The sequence below is a fragment of the Streptomyces sp. NPDC000594 genome, assembly GCF_040299965.1.
GTDB lineage: Bacteria > Actinomycetota > Actinomycetes > Streptomycetales > Streptomycetaceae > Streptomyces.
Genome location: NZ_JBEPCY010000015.1, coordinates 51,481 through 72,115 on the forward strand (window position 1 = coordinate 51,481; position 20,635 = coordinate 72,115).

Consider the following 20,635-nt stretch of genomic DNA (forward strand, 5'->3'; position numbering starts at 1 on the left):
ACGGGGCGGGAACCCCGGCCCCGGGGGCCTTCCGGCGCACCGGCTACCCGCAGCTCCGCTTGCCCGTGTGCAGCGCGAGCGCGGTGTTCGGCGGGAGGCTCGCGGTGAACCGTCCGGCGGAGTCGACGGTGACGGACCGCCGCGCCTGGACATCGCAGTACGTCCCGGCGGGCAGCCCCGTCCGGAACTCCTGGGTGAGCGTCCCCGCCTCCCGGTTGATGGCGACAAAGCCCTTGTTCCCGCGCCCGAAGGCGATGCGGTCGTCGCCGTTGTCCCACCAGTGGGTGACCGGCTCGCCCCGGACGGCGTTGCGGAAGCCGACCATGGAGGCGATCTCCGGCCAGGCGTGCTGGCACTTCCAGCCGTCCCGGTAGCAGGCGTCGACCCGCCCGCCGTTCGGCGGCCCGGCGTCCTTGTCGGTCCACTCGTACCCGGAGTGCACATCGGGCGCGCCATAGGGCCAGGCCAGCATGTAGACGGAGGCGAGGGTGTAGAGCGCGCCGTCCTTGTGGTTCAGGGTGTCGCCCAGCCGCTCGGTGTCGTGGTTGTCGACGAAGACACCCGCCCCGGCGGAGGGCAGATGGCCCCAGCCCTCGCCGAAGTTCCGCAAGTAGGCGAGGCGCTCCTGGTGGAAGACCCGCTTGAGGTCCCGGGCGTACCGGAACTCCTGGACATCCCCGGTCCCCCGGTACTCACCGGGGTCCACGGGCTCGCCGTCGCCGAAGATCGCCTCCTGCTTCCAGTAGACATCGGGCCTGCTCAGCCGGGACTTGATGGAGCTGAGATCGGCGGCTGGCAGGTGCTTGGCGGCGTCGATCCGGAAGCCGTCGACACCGAGCGAGAGCAGATCGTCGAGATAGGCGGCGATCCGGCCCCGGACATACTCCTCGCCGGTGTCCAGATCGGCGAGTCCCACCAGCTCGCAGTGCTGGACATGCCAGCGGTCTTGGTAGTTGACGATCGGATGGCGGCAGTCGTCGGTGTCGGCGGCGGAGTAGATGCCCGGATAGGTGTACTTGGTGTACGGGCTGCCGCCGGTGCCGGTGCCGTCCCCGGCGGCCATGTGGTTGATCACCGCGTCGGCGACCACCTTGACCCCGGCGGCGTGGCAGGTGTTCACCATGGCGGCGAACTCGGCCCGGTTTCCGAGCCGGCCCGCGATGCGGTAACTGACCGGCTGGTACGAGGTCCACCACTGCGGGCCCTGGATGTGCTCCTGGGGCGGGGAGACCTGGACGAAGCCATAGCCGTCCGGTCCCAGCCGCTCGGTGCAGGCCCGTGCCACCGAGGTGAACTTCCACTCGAAGAGGACGGCGGTGACGTCCTTCGTTCCGGGGGGTGCCGCCCGTGCGGCGCCCGGGGGCGCCATGACGGCGACCGCCGCGCCCGCCACCAGGGCGAGTACGGCGGCCAGAGGTCTGCTGGCCATATCTCCTCCTGCACAACGCTGTGCACGGGTGGGGGATGTGTGCGGGTGCCCCCGGCGTCCCGCCGGGGACCAACAGCCTCGTAAGACAACGCGCCGTGCCCTGAAAGGCTCTTGAACTTTTCTGCAAGCAACTGCCGGAGCACCGGCCGTCCCGTCGGTTTCTTACGAACTGTCGCCGACTTCTTGCAGCAACCTTTCTTCTCGGTCCGGTGCTCCCTGTCTGGCAGCAGACCGTAGGAGAGCGCCGACGCCAGGTCAACCCCCTGGAGAGCAGCACGACATCGGGAGGACATCGCCAGGACACAGGGAGGTCACAACATCGAAATCTCGCCGTTTTTGTTCTGCAAGGTCTTTCGCAAAGTCTTGCAGGACTGTTAACTTCACGCCGCAGCCCGGCCCGAGGACAGGCCAGGCGCCTGACCTCAATGAGGAGATCACCATGCGCAGGGGCATCACCGTCGCCGCGATAGCCGGCGTGCTGGCGCTCACCGCCACCGCCTGCGGGGGCAACGAGGGCGGCGGCGACAGCAGCGGCCGGAAGGCGGCCGAGGACCCGCAGAGTGTGTCCGGTTCCATCACCTGGTGGGACACGTCCAACGAGGCCGAGGGCCCGACCTACGACAAGCTGGTCGAGGCGTTCCAGGACGAGTACCCCAAGATCAAGGTGAATCGCACCTCGGTCTCCTTCGACCAGGCCGAGCAGAAGTTCAAGACGGCGGCACAGTCGGGCAAGGGCGCCCCCGATGTCATCCGTACCGATGTGGGCTGGTCCGCCGGCTTCGCCAATCTCGGCTACCTCCAGCCGCTGGACGGCACCCCCGCCCTCGACAACGCCGGGGACTTCCTCCCCGGGCCGCTCTCCACCGCCCAGTGGAAGGGCGAGACGGTCGGCGTCCCGCAGGTCACCGACACCCTGGGGCTCCTCTACAACAAGGAGATCCTCCAGAAGGCCGGCATCGCGAAGCCGCCCACCACCTGGGACGAGCTGATCGCGGCCGCGAAGACGATCAAGAAGAAGACCGGGGTCACCGGCACCATCCTCAACCCCGAGGGCTACTTCTCGCTGGCGTTCCTCTACGGCGAGGGCGCGGACATGCTCGATGTCGAGGGCAAGAAGATCACGGTCAACTCGCCCCGGTCGGTCAAGGCCATGGAGACCGCGCTCGCCCTGACCAAGTCCGAGGTCGCCCTCAAGCCGGTCACCACCGACGGCTATGTCGCCGCGCAGACGGCGTTCAAGGACGGCAAGGTCGCCATGATCGTCAACGGGCCGTGGTCGGTCTCCGACAGCTATGGCGGCAAGGCGTTCAAGAACAAGGACAATCTGGGCATCGCCCCCGTCCCCGCCGGTTCGTCCGGCAAGGCGGGCGCCCCCATCGGCGGCCACAACTACTCGGTCTACCGGGGCTCCGGCAACAAGGACGCCGCCTACCTCTTCGTGAAGTTCATGTCCTCGGCGAAGAGCCAGGAGCTGACCGCCAAGGAGATCAACACCCTGCCGACCCGGAAGTCCGCCTACACGGCGGCGGTGACGGCCGACCCGGCGAAGAAGGCGTTCCAGCAGGCCCTGGAGACCTCCCGGTCCCGTCCGGTGATCCCCGGCGTCGGTGATCTGTTCGTCGCCTTCGACCAGCACTATGTGAAGATCCTGCGCGGCGACGCCTCCCCGAAGGAGGGCCTGGACGCCCTGGCGAAGGAGTGGAACACCAAGCTCCTGAAGGACTACACCATCGGCTGACCCCTCCCCCGGTCCCGGCGCCCGCTCCCCGGGCCCGGGACCGGAACGCCGCCCCCGGGCGGCACCCAGACCCCGGTCCGGCGGGCCGAGGGAGCCCGCCCCGCCATCGCGTGGGACGGATTCCCACGCGCCCGGCCCGCCGGACCGGACCGCCCCGGCCGACGCCCCCGCCAGCACTGATGCCGGCGCTGACGCCCGTACCACCCAGGCCACAGCCGTACCGACCCCGGCAGGAGCCCGTACCGCACCCGGCCGACATCCGTCCGCACATCGGAGAGTGATGAGCACCCTCATAGCCAGGACCAGACGGTCCTTCACCACCCACTGGTACGCGTGGGCCATGGTCCTGCCCGTGGTGGTCGTCCTCGCCGTGCTCGTCGGCTATCCGCTGGGCCGGGGCATCTATCTCTCCTTCACCGACGCCAACGAGGCCAATATCGGCCGGACCATCGGTGACTTCGAGGTCCCCGCCACCTACGGCTTCGTCGGCCTCGACAACTACTGGCACATCCTCTCCGGCCAGGAGGGCTCCTTCTACCCCCGGCTCGGCTGGACCGTGATGTGGACCGCGAGCTGTGTCTTCCTCCACTACACCATCGGCCTCGGGCTCGCGATGCTGCTCAACCGCCGGCTGCGGGGCCGCTCCCTCTACCGGGTGCTGCTGATCCTGCCCTGGGCGGTCCCGGCGTTCGTCGCCGCGTTCGCCTGGAAGCTGATGTACAACACCAACAACGGTGTTCTCAACGCCCTGCTGGGGAAGATCGGCGTCGCCCCGGTCGACTGGCTGGGCGACCCCTTCATCCAGAAGCTCTCCGTGATCGCGGTGAACACCTGGCTGGGTGTGCCGTTCATGATGGTCGCCATCCTCGGCGGCCTCCAGTCCATCCCGCGCGAGCTGCACGAGGCCGCCGAGATGGACGGCGCCTCGCCCTGGCAGCGGTTCCGGAATGTGACCCTGCCCGGACTGCGGCCGGTCAGCTCCACGATCATCCTGCTGGGCACCATCTGGACCTTCAACATGTTCCCGATCATCTTCCTCGTGATCGGCCAGGCGGGCGGCACCGAGAGCGAGATCCTGGTGACCTACGCCTATCGCCTCGCCTTCCAGGGTGTACGGGACTACGCGGGATCCGCCTCCTACGGCATCGTGATCCTCTCCCTGCTCCTGGTCTTCTCCGTCTTCTACCGAGGGATGCTCAAGCGTCAGGAGACCGCCCAGTGACCACGTCGAAGACGGCACCGGAGACCGCGCCCGGAGCCGCCGCCACCCCCGCCGCCCCGCGCGTCCGGAGCCGGGACGAGCGCTCCCGTACCGCCTCCGTCGCCCTGCACACCACCCTGATCGCCGCCAGTGTGATCGCGCTCTTCCCGATCGTCTTCATCGTCCTGGTGTCGCTCCGGGGCGAGAACGGCTGGACCCATCCGATGGAGATGGAGGGCTTCACGCTCTCCAACTACACCCATGTACTGGGCGAGACCGAGTTCCTCACCTGGATGCTGAACTCGGTCCTCATCGCGGTGGGCACCATGCTGGTGGGCGTGCTGATCTCGGCGAGCGCCGGATACGCGCTCTCCCGGATGCGCTTCCCCGGCCACTCCTCGCTGATGTGGACCTTCCTGGTCTGCCAGATGTTCCCGGTGGCGGTGCTCATCGTGCCGCTCTACAACATCCTGGGCACCCTGGGGCTGCTGGACAGCTACGGCGGTCTGATCATCACCTACTGCTCGGTCTCCGTACCCTTCTGCGCCTGGATGCTGAAGGGATACTTCGACACCATCCCCGCCGAGATAGACGAGTCGGGCCGGGTCGACGGGCTGACCCCCTTCGGCACCTTCTGGCGGCTGATCGTGCCGCTGGCCCGGCCGGGGCTCTCGGTGACCGCGTTCTACACCTTCCTCACCGCCTGGGGCGAGGTGGCGTTCGCGACCCAGTTCATGAGCAGCGAGACCAAGTACACGCTCGCCGTGGGGCTCCAGACCTTTGTGGGGCCGCACCGCGCCGAGTGGGGGCTGATGACCGCCTCCTCGGTCCTGATCATGATCCCCGCCGCGCTGCTCTTCTTCTTCGCCCAGAAGCACCTGGTCGCCGGGTTGACCGCCGGCGGCACCAAGGGCTGAGGGCCCGCTCAGGTGTCCGGGGCCGTCCCGGACGCGTTGAGCGGGAGCACACCGGGGAGAACTTCCCCGTACCGGGAAAACATCCTGTACGGGGACATCTCCTTCGCGGGCGGCCTTGACGGGACAACTCCCGGCAGATGCCCGTACGACAACGTATTTGATGACTTTCAAGGGAACGTACATGACCCAGGAGCTCGCTCCCACCCTCCGTGACCAGACCGCCGCCCACTCGGCCGGCTGGTGGCGGGATGCCGTCATCTACCAGGTGTACGTACGCTCCTTCGCCGACAGCGACGGCGACGGCATCGGGGATCTGCGCGGCATCCGCCGCCGGCTGCCCTATCTGGCGGAGCTGGGCGTCGACGCCGTCTGGCTCACCCCGTTCTATGCCTCCCCGCAGGCCGACGGCGGCTACGACGTCTCGGACTACCGGGCCGTCGACCCGCTCTTCGGTGATCTCCCCGACGCCGACGACCTGGTGCGCGAGGCCCACCGGCTGGGGCTGCGGATCATCGTCGACATCGTGCCCAACCACACCTCCGACCAGCACGCCTGGTTCCGCGCCGCGCTCGCCGGGGGCCCCGAGCGGGAGCTGTACCACTTCCGTCCCGGCCAGGGCGAGCAGGGCGAACTCCCGCCCAACGACTGGGAGTCCGTCTTCGGCGGCCCGGCCTGGACCCGGACCGAGCGGGGCGACTGGTACCTCCACCTCTTCGCCTCCGAGCAGCCCGACCTCAACTGGGAGCACCCGAGGGTCCGCGAGGAGTTCGACTCCGTCCTCCGCTTCTGGCTGGACCTCGGGGTCGACGGCTTCCGGATCGATGTCGCCCACGGCATGGTCAAGGCGGCCGGACTGCCCGACATCGGACTGAGCGAGCAGGCCAAGCTGATCGGCGCCCAGGTGCTCCCCTTCTTCGACCAGGACGGCGTCCATGAGATCCACCGCTCCTGGCGCACCCTGCTCGACGGGTACGAGGGCGAGCGCATCGGGGTCGCCGAGGCCTGGGCGCCCACCTCGGAGCGGCTGGCGCTCTATGTCCGCCCCGACGAGCTGCACCAGGCGTTCAACTTCCAGTTCCTGACCTGTGACTGGGAGGCGGCGGCGATGCGGAAGGTCATCGACGAGTCGCTGGCCGCGACGGCCTCCGTGGGGGCGCCCACCACCTGGGTCCTCTCCAACCACGATGTGGTCCGGCACACCACCCGCTACGGCGGCGGCGCGCAGGGGCTGCGGCGGGCCCGTGCGGCGGCGCTGCTCACCCTGGCGCTGCCCGGCTCGGCCTATGTGTACCAGGGCGAGGAGCTGGGGCTGCCCGAGGTCGAGGACCTCCCCGACGCGGTCCGCCAGGACCCGGCCTTCTTCCGGGGCGACGGCCAGGACGGTATGCGCGACGGCTGCCGGGTACCGATGCCGTGGTCGGGCGACGAGGCCCCGTACGGCTTCGGCCCCGGGGGCAGCTGGCTGCCGCAGCCGGCGGCCTGGCGCGGTCTGTCGGTGGCGGCGCAGAGCGGGGACCCCCGCTCCACGCTGGAGCTGTACCGCTCGGCGCTGGCGCTCCGCAAGGAGCTGCCGGGGCTCGGCGACGGGCAGATGGAGTGGCTCCCGGCGCCCGAGGGCGTGCTGGCCTTCGGCCGTCCCGGTCTGGTCTGCACCCTGAACACCCTGCCGACCGAGGCCGAACTGCCGGTGCCGGGGCGTCCGGTGCTCTCCTCCGCCGCCCTGGAGTTCGGCGGTGCCGCCGTCCGTATCCCGGGCGAGACCTGTGTCTGGTGGGCAGTCTGAGATGCGGCGGGTACAGTCCACCCCTGTGACCGCACCCGCACGACTGGCAGACATAGCCGCCCAGGCGGGGGTCAGCGAAGCGACGGTGAGCCGTGTTCTGAACGGCAAGCCCGGCGTCGCCGCGACCACCCGTCAGTCCGTACTCGCCGCACTGGACGTCCTCGGCTACGAGCGACCGGTGCGGCTGCGCCAGCGCAGCGCGGGGCTGGTGGGGCTGATCACCCCGGAGCTGGACAACCCGATCTTCCCCGCGCTGACCCAGGTGATCCAGCAGGCGCTGACCCGCCAGGACTACACGCCGATCCTGGCGACCCAGACCCCCGGCGGGGCCACCGAGGACCAGCTCACCGAGATGCTGGTGGACCGGGGCGTCTCCGGGATCATCTTTGTCTCCGGGCTGCACGCGGACACCACGGCGGACATGGGCCGGTACGAGCAGCTGCGCGCGCAGAACATGCCGTTCGTCCTGGTCGACGGCTTCTCGCCGAAGGTGCGGGCGCCCTTCATCTCCCCGGACGACCGGGCGGCGATGCGGCTGGCGGTGACCCATCTGGTGTCGCTCGGGCACACCCGGATCGGGCTGGCGCTCGGCCCGCGCCGCTTCGTCCCGGTGGTGCGGAAGATCGAGGGCTTCGTCCAGGTGGTCCGGGACCGGCTGGGAGTGGCGCCGGAGGTCATCGAGGCGGAGTTGATCCAGCACTCGCTGTACTCGCTGGAGGGCGGACAGGCGGCGGCCTCGGCCCTGCTGGACCGGGGGTGCACGGCGGTGGTGTGCGCCAGCGACATGATGGCGCTGGGGGCGATACGGGCGGCGCGCCAGCGCGGCCTGGAGGTCCCGGACGACATCTCGGTGGTGGGGTTCGACGACTCCCCGCTGATCGCCTTCACCGATCCGCCGCTGACCACGGTGCGCAAGCCGGTGCCCGCGATGGGGCAGGCGGCGGTACGGGCGCTGCTGGAGGAGATCCGGTCCGCCACGGGCGCGGACCGGGGGGACTCGGGGGCGCGGGCGGACTCGGGGACCTACGGGGAGTTCGTCTTCATGCCGGAGCTGGTGGTGCGGGGCTCGACCGCGTCGGGCCCCCGCGCCTGAGCGGACGGCCGTCCGCGTCCGGGCTGTCCACGTCCGGGCTGTCCACGTCCGGGAGGGCGGCTGTCGCTCTCCGCCGCCCCTGGTGAACCCGCTGTGAGGACACGGCGTCTCCTCCCTAGGATGGAGCGGTCGCGGCGGTGAGGGGACCAGGGGATGATCGGTGGGTGGGCGTGCATCTGGCAGACTCTCGTCCTATGGGTGAAACGACCGTGAAGACCAGGGATGGCCGTACGGCCACCGGCCCGTCACCCATGGAAAGGGAGACGGCGGATTCCTCGGAACCGGTATCGGCACGCTCCCGCGCCGCGCGTCTGCGGGGGAGTTTCGGAAGGCTGCGCTCGCCCCGGCGTCCGCGTATCTGGTTCGAGATCCTGCTCATCGCGATCAGCTACTGGACCTATTCCCTCATCCGTAATGCGGTGCCCGAGCAGAAGGCTCAGGCGCTGCGCAACGCGGACTGGATCTGGGAATTCGAGAAATCCCTGGGGCTGGCCTTCGAGCATTCGGTCAACCATGCGGTGAATTCCATGACATGGCTGATCGTGTCGATGAACTACTACTATGCGACGCTGCACTTCATCGTGACGATCGGCGTCCTGGTGTGGCTCTACCGATGGCACCCCGGGCGCTATGCGGCGGGCCGTCTCGTGCTTTTCGCGACGACCGGTGTGGCCCTGGTCGGTTACTACCTGTATCCGCTCGCTCCGCCTCGGTTGATGGAGGGCGTGGATTTCATCGACACGGTCCTGGTCCATGAGACCTGGGGGTCGATGGCATCGGGCGACCTGAAGAACATGTCGAATCAGTACGCGGCGATGCCGTCGATGCACATCGGCTGGTCGCTGTGGTGCGGTGTCATCATTTTCCTGCTGGCGAAGGCGCCCTGGGTGAAGATCCTGGGGCTGCTCTATCCGACGGTGACCCTGGTCGTCATTGTCGCCACCGCGAATCATTTCTGGCTGGACGCGGTGGGGGGAATCCTCTGCCTCGCGGTCGGCTTCGCGGTCTCGTACGGCTGGTATCTGGCGCTGCCGCACCGGCTGCCCAAGGTGCCCGGGGCCCGAGCCAAGGCCGGGGCCGGGGAGGAGCGGGAGCCGGAGCGGACGGCGGCGCCGGTGCGCGGGGGCGCCCGCGTCTGAGCGCACGCCCCCGTGCTCTCCGCTGGTCAGCGCAGCGGTGTACGGGGCCCGGCGCCCTCGGCCGTCCCGGCGCTCTTGCCCTCCCCGGCCGGCCCGGCGCCCTTGCCCGTAACGCCGCAGAACTCGGCTTCCACCGGGCTCGTACCGCCGCCCTGCTCACCGTTGGCCGTGTAGGTCAGCAGATGACGGCCGTCGGCGGTGCCGGTCGCCTCGGTGCCGCTGCCGATCACGCCGCCGCTGTGGCCCCACAGCTCGCGGTCGCAGCTGTTGCGGACGGAGTAGAGACCGAGGCCATAGCTCTTGTACATGGGGTTTCCGGCCACGGGTACGGCCGTCTTCATCGCGTCGAGCTGGGCCGCCGGCAGCAGCTTTCCGCGCAGCAGCGCCCCGAGGAAACGATTCACGTCGGAGGTGGTGGAGATCATGTCCCCGGCCGCCCAGCCCCAGGACATGTTGTTGGCGGTCACATCGTGGAGCCGGGTCTCGGCGGGGTCCTCGCTCAGGGTGGAGTAGTTCCGCGAGCTGGGGGCCGGGAGATCGGGGCGGTCACCGGGGAGGCTGGTGTGCCGCAGCTTGAGGGGCTTCACGATCCGCTGGCGGACCTGCTGCTCGTAGCTGGTGCCGCTGATCTTCTCGATGATCAGCCCGGCCAGGATGTAGCCGGTGTTGGAGTAGGCGTGGTCGGTCCCCGGCGCGAAGTCCGGCCGGTGGGAAAGGCCGATCCGCACCAGGTCGCGGGGGGCGTGGCTGTCGTACCGGTGCTGGAAGAAGCCGGGGGCGACAAAGGTGCGGGCGGCGAAGGCGGGGTCGTTGGTGTAGTTGTAGAGCCCGCTGGTGTGGTTGAGCAGCTGCCGTACGGTGATCTTCCGCCCGTCGTTGCCGTTGCCCCGGACCAGCCCCGGGAGGTGCTTCTCCACGGTGTCGTCCAGGTCGAGCCGGCCCTCGGCCTCCATCTGGAGCAGGACGGTGGCGACAAAGGTCTTGGTGACACTGCCGATGCGATAGCGGTCCTGGAGGTCGCGCGGGGCGCCGGTGCGGAGGTCCCGGACCCCGGCTCGGCCCTGCCAGACCCCGTCGCTGTCCCGTGCCTCCGCCACCACACCCGGGTAGCCGGCGGCCACCAGCGACTCCAGCGCCCGCTGGGTGGTCTCATGGCCCCGCTCCGCCCGGTCGGCGGCCTGGGCCGGAGCGGCGGTGAAGGCGGTCGCGGCCAGCGCCGCCGCGACCGCCCCGACCACACCGGCGCGAATCCTGCGGGATATGCGGGTCCTGCGAGTGGTGTTGTGTCCTGCGGGCATGTCTGTGCTCCCTGATGCTGGTGGTGTCCTTGGTTCCCCTGCATCAGGGAGGACCCCGCCCCGGGAGCCGGGGGTTGACTCCGTCCGGAGCTTGTCCGGGAGCGGGCGGTGGGATCCGGCCATGGGTACGGGCCGGGGGCACCGTCAGAGGGTCAGGGTGGTGACACGGCCCGAGACCATCGTCAGCAGGACGGGGGCGTCGGGAAGTTCGTCCACGGGTGCGGTCACCGGGTCGAGGGCGAGGGCCGTGAGGTCGGCGCGGAAGCCGGCGGCGATACGGCCGGTGAGGTGCTCCTCGCCGGCGGCCAGCGCGGCATGGGAGGTGATGCCCTCCAGCGCCATCGCCCCGGTCAGCCCCGGACCGGTCACCGCGCCCCGGGGCGCCCGCGCCGTCGCCAGCACCTGGCGGGCGTCGTAGGGGGCGATGGGCCAGTCGGAGCCGAGGGCCAGCACCGCGCCCGCGTCCCTCAGATCACGGCAGCGCCAGGCGCGCCCCGCGCGTTCCCCGCCGAGCCGGAGCGACCACTCGTCGCTGTGGTCGGCCCGGGTGTACGCCGCGTGCGGCGGCTGCATCGACGCCACCACACCGAGCGGGGCGAACCGCCCGATCTGGTCGTCGGGCACGGTCTCGATGTGCTCGATCCGATGGCGGGGCGATCCGTCCCCGGTGGGCAGCGCGGCCACCGTGTCCAGGACATGGCGGACCGCCGCGTCCCCGATGGCATGGGTCGCGGTCGGCACCCCCGCGCCGTGCAGCACCCGTACCGCCGCGCTGTACGCCCGCAGGTCGGGCCAGAAGGCGTCGGTGCCCTGGCCGTGGCAGTCGGGGTGGTCCAGCCACGCGGTGCCGCCCTCGACGGTGCCGTCCATGAAGAACTTGACCCCGCCGACGTACCAGTCGCGCCCCCGCTCCCGCTGGAGCGCGACCAGTTCCGCCAGCTCCCCGGGCCCGGCCCCCGGCATGCACCAGGGCGAGAGCCGCAGCCGCAGCGGCAGCTCCCCGGCCGACTCGACCGCCGTGAGCAGCCGGAGCGCGTCCCCGCCGAGGTCCATGACATGGGCGGTGGTCAGCCCGGTCGCGGCCATCGCGGTCAGCAGCCCGGTCAGCCGGGTGGCGCGCTCGGTGTCGGGGGTGCGCGGCAGGACCGGCGCGACCAGTTCCATGGCGGCGTGCTCGATGAGATGTCCGGTGGGCCGGCCCTCGCTGTCGCAGACCACGCTGGCGCGCTGGTCGAAGGAGCGCGGCCCGTCGATCCCGGCCAGCTCCAGCGCCCGCGCGCTGACCAGCGCCGAGTGTCCGTCGTACAGCCGGATATGGGCGGGGGCGCCGCCCGTCGCCTCCTCGATCAGGGCATGGTGCGGCGCCCGCCCCTCGAAGGCGTTGTGGTCGAGGCCGTGGGCGAGGATCCAGCCGTCGGTCCGTTCCGCGCCCCGCAGCGCGGCGGTCAGCCCGGCCAGGTCGCCGACGGCGGAGAGATCGGTACCGGTGGCGAGTTCCAGCCCCCAGACGGGATGGCTGTGGGCGTCGGTCCAGCCGGGGGTGAGGGTGGCGCCGCCGAGGTCGAGGGCGCGGGTGTCGGGGCCCCGCCACTCCCGTGCGTCCCGGTCGTCGCCGACCGCGGTGATCAGTCCGTCCCTGACGGCGACGGCGGTGGCGTGCGGCCGGTCCGGGTCCAGGGTGCGGACCTTCGCTCCGGTCAGGACGATGTCGGCTGTGGGCACGGTTCACTCCTCGGTTCGAGGTCGTCGTCCGGGGTGTCCCCGGGGTGCGGGGTCCCCCCGGTCTTCGGGATGCCCCCGGGGTCCCGGGGGCGGCTGAGGTCACCGTCCGTCCCCGGCGGCGGGGGCTCGGCGGCGAAGTTCGCGTACACCTCCGGGCGGTGGCGCCGCAGCCACAGCGCCAGCCCGGTGCCGAACGCGAAGACCGCCGGGACCAGCGCCAGCAGGACCGTGTTCACCAGGGTCGAGGCCCCGGTGAAGAGCTGGATCCCGTCGACGATGAGCAGGATCGCCACGGTCAGCAGCACCGCCGAGAGCAGCGGCGCGACCACCGTCCGCAGCACCCCCTCGCCGTGCTCCACCCGGCGGAAATACCTGAACACGGCGACCGCCGCGAGGACCATCAGCACCATCAGGGCGATCATCCCGGGGGTGTTCACCCAGAGCAGGAGCTGGGTGTACGGGTCCGCGCCCGCGAGGCCGAAACCGAGGACGACCACCGCGCCGAGGGCGGTCTGGGCGACTCCGGCGAGGTACGGGGAGCGGTGGCGGGGGTGGATCCTCGCCAGCGCCCGGGGCAGGACGCCCTCCTCCGCGAGGGCGAGGGCATAGCGGTTGATGGCGTTGTGGAAGGCGAGCAGCGAGGCGAGGACGCTGGTGACGATGAGGAGATGCATCAGATCGGCGGCCCAGGACCCGACATAGGTGGTGATCGCCGCGAAGAAGAGCCCGCCGGGGTCGTCGGTGGCGGCCTCGACCACGGCCTCGTCGCCGAACGCCTGGATGACGGTCCAGACGATGAAGGCGTAGAAGATGCCGAGGAAGGCGACGGCGACGTAGGTGGCGCGGGGGACGGTGCGCTCGGGGTCGCGGGCCTCCCGGCGGTAGATGACGGTGGACTCGACGCCGATGAAGGCCGCGAAGGCGAAGGCGAGGACGACGGCGGTGCCGGGGACCAGGACCTGGCCGGGGGTGAAGGAGGCGAGGCCGAGGCCGTCGGCGCCGCCCCGGGCGAGGACGCCGCCCGCGAGGAGGACGAGGATCCCGGTCTCGGCGACCAGGAGGACGCCGAGGACCTTGGCGCCGAAGTCGATGGAGCGGTGGCCCCCGTACCAGATGAGGACGAGGCCGAGGAGGGAGACGGGCAGCCAGGGGAGGTCGGCGCCCCAGAGGGCCGCTCCGGTGTCGGCGGTGGCGGAGCCGAGGAGTCCGTAGACACCGATCGCCATGCCGGTGTAGCCGACGAGGGCGAGCAGCGCGGCGCCGATCCCGGCGACGGGGCCGAGGCCGCGGGTGATGTACGCGGAGAAGGCGCCACCGCCGCGCACATGGCGGCTCATGGTGGTGAAGCCGACGGCGAAGATCGCGAGGGTGATCCCGGCGAGCAGATATCCGGCGGGGGCGCCGATGCCGCCGAGGACGATGGCGATGGGGGCGACGCCCGCCATCACGGTGAGCGGGGCGGCGGCGGAGATCACGAAGAAGGCGATGTCGGCGGTGGAGAGGGTGCCGGTTCTCAGCCCCGGGGAGGTGTCGGACATCGGCGGATCTACCCTTCCACGGCGGTACGGCGGTACGGCGGGGACAGCGCTGCGGCCCGGCGGCGGGGAGCGGCGGACGCGTGGGTGCGTGGGGGCACGCCAGGGGGAACCGGGAAACCTAAAGGCTTTCGGTTATGGGCAATGTAACCTCCGGAGGACGCGACGGGGAAGACATGGCCGGGAACACACGGCGGGACCCACGGCGAGGACACCCGACGGGGACACCGGGCGGGCCGGACCCGGCGGTGCGTCGCGGGGAGAGGCGAGAGGCGAGAGGGACGACACCACATGGGACGGCCGCGCACACCCCTGATCGACCGCGACCGCATCGCCACCGCCGCCCTGCGGCTGGTGGACGAGCGGGGCGAGTTCAGCGTGCCCGAGATCGCCCGGGAGCTGGGGGTACGGGCGGCCTCGCTCTACCACCATGTGGAGGGCCGGGACGCGATCGTGGAGCTGGTACGGGAGCGGGTCTGCGAGGCGATCGACGCCTCCATGTTCGGCACCCTGCCCTGGGACGCGGCGGTGGCCGCCTGGGCCCGCTCCTACCGGGCCGCCTTCGCCGCCCACCCCCGGGCGATCCCGCTGCTGATGGCGGCCCCGGTCCGGGCGCCGAGGGTGCTCGGCCAGTACGAGGCGGCCGTGGGGGTCCTGCTGGACGCGGGGTTCGCGCTGCGGGACGTGATGCGGGTGATCATCGCGCTGGAGAATCTGATCCTGGGCTCCGCGCTCGATCTCGCGGCGCCGGAGACCATGTGGGAGCCGGCCGACGCCACCGCCACCCCGCTGCTCGCCCGGGCGCTGGCGGCCCGGCCCGAGGGACGGACCGACGCCGCCTTCGAACTGACCCTCGCCGCCTGCCTGGACCGCTTCCGCGCCCTGCTGGCGGAGACGACCGGGGCAGGCTCTCCCGACCCCGCGCCCCCGGGCCGTCAGGCGTCGTAGAAGAGGGTCTCCATCACCGCGCGCGCCCGCCGGGTGGTGCGGCGGTAGTCGTCCAGCATGTCGCCGACATGCCCCGGCTCATAGCCGAGATAGCGCCCCACCGCCGCCAGCTCACGGCCGTCGGAGGGGAAGGTGTCGCCCGCCCTCCCCCGTACCAGCATCACCGCGTTGCGCACCCGGGAGGCCAGGACCCAGGCGTCGTCCAGGATCTCCGCCTCCTCCGTGGGGATCAGCCCCGCGGCCCGCGCGGCGGACAGCGCCACCCGGGTACGGGTGGTCCGCAGCCCCGGCTCCGCCCAGCCATGGCGCATCTGGATCAGCTGCACCGTCCACTCGACATCGCTCAGCCCGCCCCGGCCCAGCTTGGTGTGGAGGGTGGGATCGGCGCCGCGCGGCATCCGCTCCGACTCCATCCGCGCCTTCAGCCTGCGGATCTCCCGGACCGCCCCGTCGCCCAGCCCCTCCATCGGATACCGCAGCGGATCGATCAGCTCGATGAAGCGCGCCCCCAGCCCCGGGTCGCCCGCCATCGGCTCCGCCCGCAGCAGGGCCTGGCTCTCCCACACCAGCGACCAGCGCCGGTAGTACGCCTCGTACGAGGAGAGCGTCCGCACCATCGGGCCGTTCTTGCCCTCCGGACGCAGATCCGCGTCGATCAGCAGCGGCGGATCGGCGGTGGGCAGCTGGAGCAGCCGGCGCATCTCCGAGACGACCGTGTTCGCGGCGCGCGCGGCCTCCTGCTCGTCCACCCCCTCCCGGGGTTCATGGACGAAGAGGACATCCGCGTCGGAGCCGTAGTTCAGCTCATGGCCGCCGAACCGGCCCATGCCGATCACCGCGAACCGGGTCGGCGGGTCGTCCCCCCACCGCTCCCGGGTCGCCGCCCGCAGCGCGCCCGCGAGGGTCGCCGCGTTCAGATCGGTCAGCGCCTGCCCGACCTGGTCGACCAGGGCGGCGGTGTCGCTCTGCGCGGGGTTCTCCTCGGTGCCGTACGAGCCGATGAGATCGGCCGCCGAGGTACGGAACAGCTCCCGGCGGCGGACCGCACGGGCCACCGCGACCGCGTCCTCGGCCGACTGCGCACGGCCGACCGCCGCCACGATCTCCGGCTCCAGATGGTCCCGCCCCCGGGGCCGCAGACCGCCCGGGTCCCCGAGGATCGCCACCGCCTCCGGCGCCCGCAGCAGCAGATCGGGGGCGAACCGCCCGGCCGAGAGGACCCGGGCGAGATTCTCCGCCGCCGCGCCCTCGTCCCGCAGCAGCCGCAGATACCAGGGGGTCTTGCCGAGCGCGTCGGAGACCTTGCGGAAGCCGAGCAGCCCGGCGTCCGGGTCGGCCGAGTCGGCGAACCAGCCCAGCAGCACCGGCAGCAGGGTCCGCTGGATCGCCGCCTTGCGCGAGACGCCGGAGGCCAGCGCCTCCAGATGGCGCAGCGCGGAGGTGGGGTCGGCATAGCCGAGGGCCTCCAGGCGCTGGCCCGCCGCCGCGGTGCTGAGCCGGGTCTCGCCCGGGGCGAGCTGGGCCACCGCGTCCAGCAGCGGCCGGTAGAACAGCTTCTCGTGCAGCCGGCGCACCACCGCCGCGTGCCGGCGCCACTCCCGGTGCAGTTCATGGACGGGGTCCCGGCGCAGGCCCAGGGAGCGGCCGAGGCGCCGCAGATCGGCCGGGTCCTCGGGGACCAGATGGGTGCGGCGCAGCCGGTACAGCTGGATGCGGTGCTCCATGGAGCGCAGAAAGCGGTACGCCTCGTCCAGCTGGGCGGCGTCGACCCGGCCCACATAGCCGCCCCGGGCGAGGGCGGCCAGTGCCTCCAGGGTCGAGCCGCTGCGCAGGGAGGGGTCGCTGCGGCCGTGCACCAACTGGAGCAGCTGGACGGCGAACTCCACGTCACGGAGCCCGCCGGGGCCGAGTTTCAGCTCGCGGTCCACCTCGTCCACGGGGATGTTGTCGATCACCCGGCGGCGCATCTTCTGGACGTCGGCGACAAAGTTCTCGCGCTCGGCCGCCTGCCACACCATCGGGGAGACGGCGTCGACATAGCTCTGGCCGAGTGCCGGGTCCCCGGCGACCGCGCGCGCCTTGAGCAGCGCCTGGAACTCCCAGGTCTTGGCCCACCGCTGGTAGTAGGCGAGATGGCTGGAGAGGGTGCGCACCAGGGGGCCGTTGCGTCCCTCGGGGCGCAGATTGGCGTCGACCGGCCAGATGGTCCCCTCGACGGTGGTCTCGGAGCAGATCCGCATCATGTGCGAGGCGAGCCGGGTCGCGGCCTGGATCGCGTCGTTCTCCTCAGCGCCGCCCGCCGGTTCGGCGACGAAGACGACATCCACGTCGGAGACGTAGTTCAGTTCATGGCCGCCGCACTTGCCGAGGGCGATGACGGCGAGCCGGCAGCGGGCGGCGTCCCCGGGCGCGGCGGTCCGGGCGATGGTGAGGGCGGCGCGCAGGGTGGCGGTGGCGAGGTCGGCGAGTTCGGCGGCGGTCTCGGCGAGGTCGACGGTGCCGCACACATCGCGGGCGGCGAGGGAGAGCAGACACCGCCGGTAGGCGATCCGCAGGGCGATGGGGTCCTCGGCGCCGCCGAGGCACTCCTCGAACTCCTCGACCCCGGGGTGGAGATCGGCGGCCTCATAGGTGACCAGCGCCCGCCAGTCACCCGGGTGGCGGGCGAGATGGTCGCCGAGTGCCTCGGAGGCGCCGAGCACCCCGAGGAGCCGGTCCCGCAGCGGCTTGGCGGCGATCAGGGTGTCCAGCAGGGTCCGCCGGTCCGCGTCCGGCTGCGCCTCCACCAGCCGCACCAGGGCACGCAGCGCCAGATCGGGGTCGGCGGCCGCGCCCAGGGCGTCCAGCAGGACGGAGTCGGCCCGTACGGGGGCCATGTCGGGGAGTTCGAGCAGCCGCTCGGCGACACCGGGGTCGGTGAAGCCGTGCCGCAGCAGCCGTGTGAAGGTACTGCTTCTGCGCCCCGGCACCGCCGTCATCCCGCCGTCTCCTCGTTCCGCGTTCCGCGATCCGCCCGCACCGGTGCCGGGCCCGCGGTCGCCCGCCGGTATCCCGTGATTCCTCTGCGATCAAGACCCGTGGAATCGAGACTATCCGCAGGGGCGGCCCCGGGGGCCCCACCGGCGGCCGCCGACCGATGAGTACCGGCCGTGCGGGCCCGCGCCACGAAGCGGGACCGTACCGGGAGCAGGGTTCCCGTACAGGCCCCGTGGAGCGAACAGGAGAGGACCGGTCATGTCGTCGAACGCGCCGCGGGAGAGCCCGCGCACCAGCCCGCGCACCGAGCTGAATGCCGACTACAGCGAGGAGGGGGCCACCGCGCTGGGCTGGCCGGAGGCGGAGTCGCTGCTGGCGGAGGCGGAACTGTTCTGGCTGTCGACGGTGCGGCCGGACGGCCGTCCGCATGTCACCCCGCTGATCGCCGTCTGGTCCGGGGGCGGGCTGCACTTCTGCACCGGGCGGGGCGAGCGCAAGGAGCTGAATCTCCGCGTCAACCCGGAGGTGGTCCTCACCACCGGGGTCAACACCATGGACGGAGGCACCGATCTGGTGATCGAGGGCCGGGCGGAGCGGGTGACGGACGACGGGCGGCTGCGGACGCTGGCACGGGCGTACCGGGAGAAGTACGGGGCGGAGTGGGCCTTCGAGGCGGCGGACGGCTTCCTCGTCGGCGACGGCGGTCCCGCGCTGGCGTTCCGGGTGGCGCCGAGGACCGCTTTCGGCTTCGCGAAGGACCCGTACGGCCAGACCCGCTGGAGCTTCCCGGCCCCCGGCACCCACTGACCCGCCGCCCCGCGCGCGTGCGTACGGGCCGGGACGGCTGGGCGGTCGTCGTCCGGGCCCGCACGCGGGGCGGTATCCCGCCGGCCCCCGCTCAGCTCGGGGGCGGCGGCGGGTTCTGCCCCGGCGCCCCGGGCTCCCCCGGGGTGGCTGTGGTCCGTCCGGGCTGTCCGGGCTGCCCGGGCTGTCCCGGCTGCTGCCCCTGGGCACCCGTGCCGAACTGGTCCTTCAGCTTCTGCTGCGCCGTGTCGACATGCCGGGAGTACTTGCCCTTGGTCTTCGCGTCGAAGGCGTCACCCGCCTTCTCGACACCCTGGTCGACCTTGGACTCATGGCCCTTGAGCATCTGCTTGAGCTTGTCCAACATGGACATGGAGATTTCCCTTCGCCCTGTCCCCCACCCCTCCAGGGTCGCCGCACCGGGTGCGCTCCGCATCCCGGCGCGGCGGGGCGGCCCGGAGCCGTCGGCCCACCCGGCGGGGCTCAGAGCACCGGAAGGTTCTTGCGCAGCTCGAACGCGGTGACCTCGGAGCGGTACTCCTCCCACTCCTGCTTCTTGTTCCGCAGGAAGAAGTCGAACACATGCTCGCCCAGCGTCTCGGCGACCAGTTCACTCCGCTCCATCAGGGCGATCGCCTCGCCCAGGTTCTGCGGCAGCGGCTCGATGCCCATGGCGCGCCGCTCCGCGTCGGAGAGGGCCCAGACGTCGTCGTCGGCGCCCGCGGGCAGCTCGTACCCCTCCTCGATGCCCCGCAGACCGGCGGCGAGCAGGACCGCGTAGGTCAGATAGGGGTTGGCGCCGGAGTCGATGGAGCGGACCTCGACGCGGGAGGAGCCGGTCTTGCCGGGCTTGTACATGGGGACCCGGATCAGCGCGGAGCGGTTGTTGTGGCCCCAGCAGATGTACGAGGGTGCCTCGCCGCCCGCGCCGGCGCTGCGGGCGGAGCCGCCCCAGATCCGCTTGTACGAGTTGACCCACTGGTTGGTGACGGCGGAGATCTCGGCGGCGTGCCGCAGCAGTCCGGCGATGAAGGAGCGGCCGACCTTGGAGAGCTGGTACTCGGCGCCCGACTCGTAGAAGGCGTTCCGGTCGCCCTCGAAGAGCGAGAGATGGGTGTGCATCCCGGAGCCGGGATATTCGCTGAACGGTTTCGGCATGAAGGTCGCCTGGACCCCCTGTTCCAGCGCCACCTGCTTCATCACCAGCCGGAAGGTCATGATGTTGTCGGCGGTGGAGAGCGCGTCCGCGTACCGCAGATCGATCTCCTGCTGGCCCGGGGCGCCCTCGTGGTGGCTGAACTCCACCGAGATGCCCATCGACTCCAGCATGGTGATCGCCTGGCGCCGGAAGTCCATGCCGACGTTCTGCGGGGTGTGGTCGAAGTAGCCGGAGTTGTCGGCGGGCACCGGGCGGGAGCCGTCCAGCGGCTTGTCCTTGAGCAGGAAGAACTCGATCTCGGGGTGGGTGTAGAAGGTGAACCCCAGGTCGGACGCCTTGGCCAGGCCCCGCTTGAGGACATAGCGGGGATCGGCGAAGGAGGGGGAGCCGTCCGGCATCAGGATGTCGCAGAACATCCGGGCGGTCCCGGGTGCCTCGGCCCGCCAGGGAAGGATCTGGAAGGTGCCCGGATCCGGCTTGGCGATCATGTCGGACTCATAGACCCGGGCGAAGCCCTCGATGGCGGATCCGTCGAAACCGATCCCCTCATCGAATGCCTGTTCGAGTTCGGCGGGGGCCACCGCGACCGACTTCAGAAAGCCGAGCACATCGGTGAACCACAGACGCACGAACCGGATGTCACGCTCCTCCAGCGTGCGGAGCACAAATTCCTGCTGCTTATCCATTTCCACCCAATCCTTGCTGGTCAAGCCGCCTGCTCCGCTGAGCATCCCATCCACGGGTTTCGGGCACATTGCGAACCCGGGGCCGAGCCCCATTGTGGGTCAGCGGTCCTGGTGAAACGACCCCGAAGGTCCCCGCCCGGGGGCGGACCGGCCACCGTGCCGCCCCATGGGAGGTGCCGCACAGCCACGCTCGCTACGATCTGCGGA

General features: G+C 71.3%; 14 protein-coding genes and 1 pseudogene. 8 read left to right on the forward strand and 7 right to left on the reverse strand.

Features of this window, described 5'->3' with window-relative positions:
* Positions 1–46: 46 nt before the first annotated feature.
* Positions 47–1,429, reverse strand: a pseudogene (locus tag ABT354_RS21310) (alpha-amylase); the annotation flags it as partial.
* Positions 1,430–1,868: 439 nt separating this feature from the next.
* On the opposite strand from ABT354_RS21310, the gene ABT354_RS21315 reads away from it, so the two are divergent.
* The 6 genes from ABT354_RS21315 to ABT354_RS21340 all read left to right on the forward strand — a co-directional run bounded on the left by ABT354_RS21315 (position 1,869) and on the right by ABT354_RS21340 (position 9,300).
* Entirely contained in the window at positions 1,869–3,167 is a 1,299-nt protein-coding gene (locus ABT354_RS21315) for an extracellular solute-binding protein (protein WP_351496062.1), read from the forward strand.
* A gap of 280 nt (positions 3,168–3,447) precedes the next feature.
* Positions 3,448–4,389: a carbohydrate ABC transporter permease gene (locus ABT354_RS21320; RefSeq protein WP_351496065.1), complete on the forward strand. Its 942-nt coding sequence runs from the start codon at positions 3,448–3,450 to the stop codon at positions 4,387–4,389.
* The gene (locus tag ABT354_RS21325; RefSeq protein WP_351496067.1) at positions 4,386–5,285 is read left to right on the forward strand and encodes a sugar ABC transporter permease; all 900 of its coding nucleotides are present in this window, start codon (positions 4,386–4,388) and stop codon (positions 5,283–5,285) included. The genes ABT354_RS21320 and ABT354_RS21325 overlap by 4 nt, the downstream gene beginning before the upstream one ends.
* A gap of 181 nt (positions 5,286–5,466) precedes the next feature.
* Positions 5,467–7,068, forward strand: a complete 1,602-nt coding sequence (locus tag ABT354_RS21330) for a glycoside hydrolase family 13 protein (protein WP_351496069.1) — start codon at positions 5,467–5,469, stop codon at positions 7,066–7,068.
* A 1-nt stretch (position 7,069) separates the two neighbouring features.
* A complete protein-coding gene (locus ABT354_RS21335; RefSeq protein WP_351496071.1) occupies positions 7,070–8,161 on the forward strand; it encodes a LacI family DNA-binding transcriptional regulator in 1,092 nt (363 codons plus the stop codon).
* Between the two features lie 194 nt (positions 8,162–8,355).
* Positions 8,356–9,300: a phosphatase PAP2 family protein gene (locus tag ABT354_RS21340; protein WP_351496074.1), complete on the forward strand. Its 945-nt coding sequence runs from the start codon at positions 8,356–8,358 to the stop codon at positions 9,298–9,300.
* A gap of 26 nt (positions 9,301–9,326) precedes the next feature.
* Here the strand turns inward: ABT354_RS21340 and ABT354_RS21345 are convergent, their stop codons facing one another.
* The 3 genes from ABT354_RS21345 to ABT354_RS21355 all read right to left on the reverse strand — a co-directional run bounded on the left by ABT354_RS21345 (position 9,327) and on the right by ABT354_RS21355 (position 13,858).
* Positions 9,327–10,598 carry a serine hydrolase domain-containing protein gene (locus ABT354_RS21345; RefSeq protein WP_351496076.1) on the reverse strand — a complete coding sequence of 424 codons (1,272 nt, stop codon included), beginning with the start codon at positions 10,596–10,598 and terminating at the stop codon, positions 9,327–9,329.
* A 144-nt stretch (positions 10,599–10,742) separates the two neighbouring features.
* Positions 10,743–12,320, reverse strand: a complete 1,578-nt coding sequence (locus tag ABT354_RS21350) for an amidohydrolase (RefSeq protein WP_351496077.1) — start codon at positions 12,318–12,320, stop codon at positions 10,743–10,745.
* Entirely contained in the window at positions 12,296–13,858 is a 1,563-nt protein-coding gene (locus ABT354_RS21355) for an APC family permease (RefSeq protein ID WP_351496079.1), read from the reverse strand. Before ABT354_RS21355 ends, ABT354_RS21350 begins: the two co-directional genes overlap by 25 nt.
* A gap of 288 nt (positions 13,859–14,146) precedes the next feature.
* Here ABT354_RS21355 and ABT354_RS21360 point away from each other — a divergent pair, with 288 nt between their 5' ends.
* Positions 14,147–14,803, forward strand: a complete 657-nt coding sequence (locus tag ABT354_RS21360; protein ID WP_351496082.1) for a TetR/AcrR family transcriptional regulator — start codon at positions 14,147–14,149, stop codon at positions 14,801–14,803.
* On the opposite strand, the gene ABT354_RS21365 is transcribed toward ABT354_RS21360, so the two are convergent.
* Positions 14,791–17,781 (reverse strand): bifunctional [glutamine synthetase] adenylyltransferase/[glutamine synthetase]-adenylyl-L-tyrosine phosphorylase, encoded by a 2,991-nt coding sequence (locus ABT354_RS21365; protein ID WP_351496084.1) that lies wholly within the window; start codon positions 17,779–17,781, stop codon positions 14,791–14,793. The genes ABT354_RS21360 and ABT354_RS21365 overlap by 13 nt on opposite strands.
* A gap of 256 nt (positions 17,782–18,037) precedes the next feature.
* On the opposite strand from ABT354_RS21365, the gene ABT354_RS21370 reads away from it, so the two are divergent.
* A complete protein-coding gene (locus ABT354_RS21370) occupies positions 18,038–18,586 on the forward strand; it encodes a pyridoxamine 5'-phosphate oxidase family protein (protein WP_351496086.1) in 549 nt (182 codons plus the stop codon).
* 91 nt (positions 18,587–18,677) lie between these two features.
* Here the strand turns inward: ABT354_RS21370 and ABT354_RS21375 are convergent, their stop codons facing one another.
* Together ABT354_RS21375 and glnA2 are read right to left on the reverse strand one after the other, a co-directional pair.
* On the reverse strand, positions 18,678–18,956 hold the full coding sequence (locus ABT354_RS21375) for an antitoxin (RefSeq protein ID WP_351496088.1): 279 nt from the start codon (positions 18,954–18,956) through the stop codon (positions 18,678–18,680).
* Positions 18,957–19,066: 110 nt separating this feature from the next.
* Positions 19,067–20,428, reverse strand: a complete 1,362-nt coding sequence (gene glnA2 / locus ABT354_RS21380; RefSeq protein WP_351496090.1) for a gamma-glutamylpolyamine synthetase GlnA2 — start codon at positions 20,426–20,428, stop codon at positions 19,067–19,069.
* Between the last annotated feature and the right edge of the window lie 207 nt (positions 20,429–20,635).

What these genes read in the sequence shown, in the direction of transcription:
- ABT354_RS21315 (WP_351496062.1), top strand. Translation starts at nt 1,869, where the DNA reads ATGCGCAGGGGCATCACCGTCGCCGCGATAGCCGGCGTGCTGGCGCTC.
- ABT354_RS21320 (WP_351496065.1), top strand. Translation starts at nt 3,448, where the DNA reads ATGAGCACCCTCATAGCCAGGACCAGACGGTCCTTCACCACCCACTGG.
- ABT354_RS21330 (WP_351496069.1), top strand. Translation starts at nt 5,467, where the DNA reads ATGACCCAGGAGCTCGCTCCCACCCTCCGTGACCAGACCGCCGCCCAC.
- ABT354_RS21335 (WP_351496071.1), top strand. Translation starts at nt 7,070, where the DNA reads ATGCGGCGGGTACAGTCCACCCCTGTGACCGCACCCGCACGACTGGCA.
- ABT354_RS21340 (WP_351496074.1), top strand. Translation starts at nt 8,356, where the DNA reads ATGGGTGAAACGACCGTGAAGACCAGGGATGGCCGTACGGCCACCGGC.
- ABT354_RS21345 (WP_351496076.1), bottom strand. Translation starts at nt 10,598, where the DNA reads ATGCCCGCAGGACACAACACCACTCGCAGGACCCGCATATCCCGCAGG.
- ABT354_RS21355 (WP_351496079.1), bottom strand. Translation starts at nt 13,858, where the DNA reads ATGTCCGACACCTCCCCGGGGCTGAGAACCGGCACCCTCTCCACCGCC.
- ABT354_RS21360 (WP_351496082.1), top strand. Translation starts at nt 14,147, where the DNA reads ATGGGACGGCCGCGCACACCCCTGATCGACCGCGACCGCATCGCCACC.
- ABT354_RS21365 (WP_351496084.1), bottom strand. Translation starts at nt 17,781, where the DNA reads ATGACGGCGGTGCCGGGGCGCAGAAGCAGTACCTTCACACGGCTGCTG.
- ABT354_RS21370 (WP_351496086.1), top strand. Translation starts at nt 18,038, where the DNA reads ATGTCGTCGAACGCGCCGCGGGAGAGCCCGCGCACCAGCCCGCGCACC.
- ABT354_RS21375 (WP_351496088.1), bottom strand. Translation starts at nt 18,956, where the DNA reads ATGTCCATGTTGGACAAGCTCAAGCAGATGCTCAAGGGCCATGAGTCC.
- glnA2 (WP_351496090.1), bottom strand. Translation starts at nt 20,428, where the DNA reads ATGGATAAGCAGCAGGAATTTGTGCTCCGCACGCTGGAGGAGCGTGAC.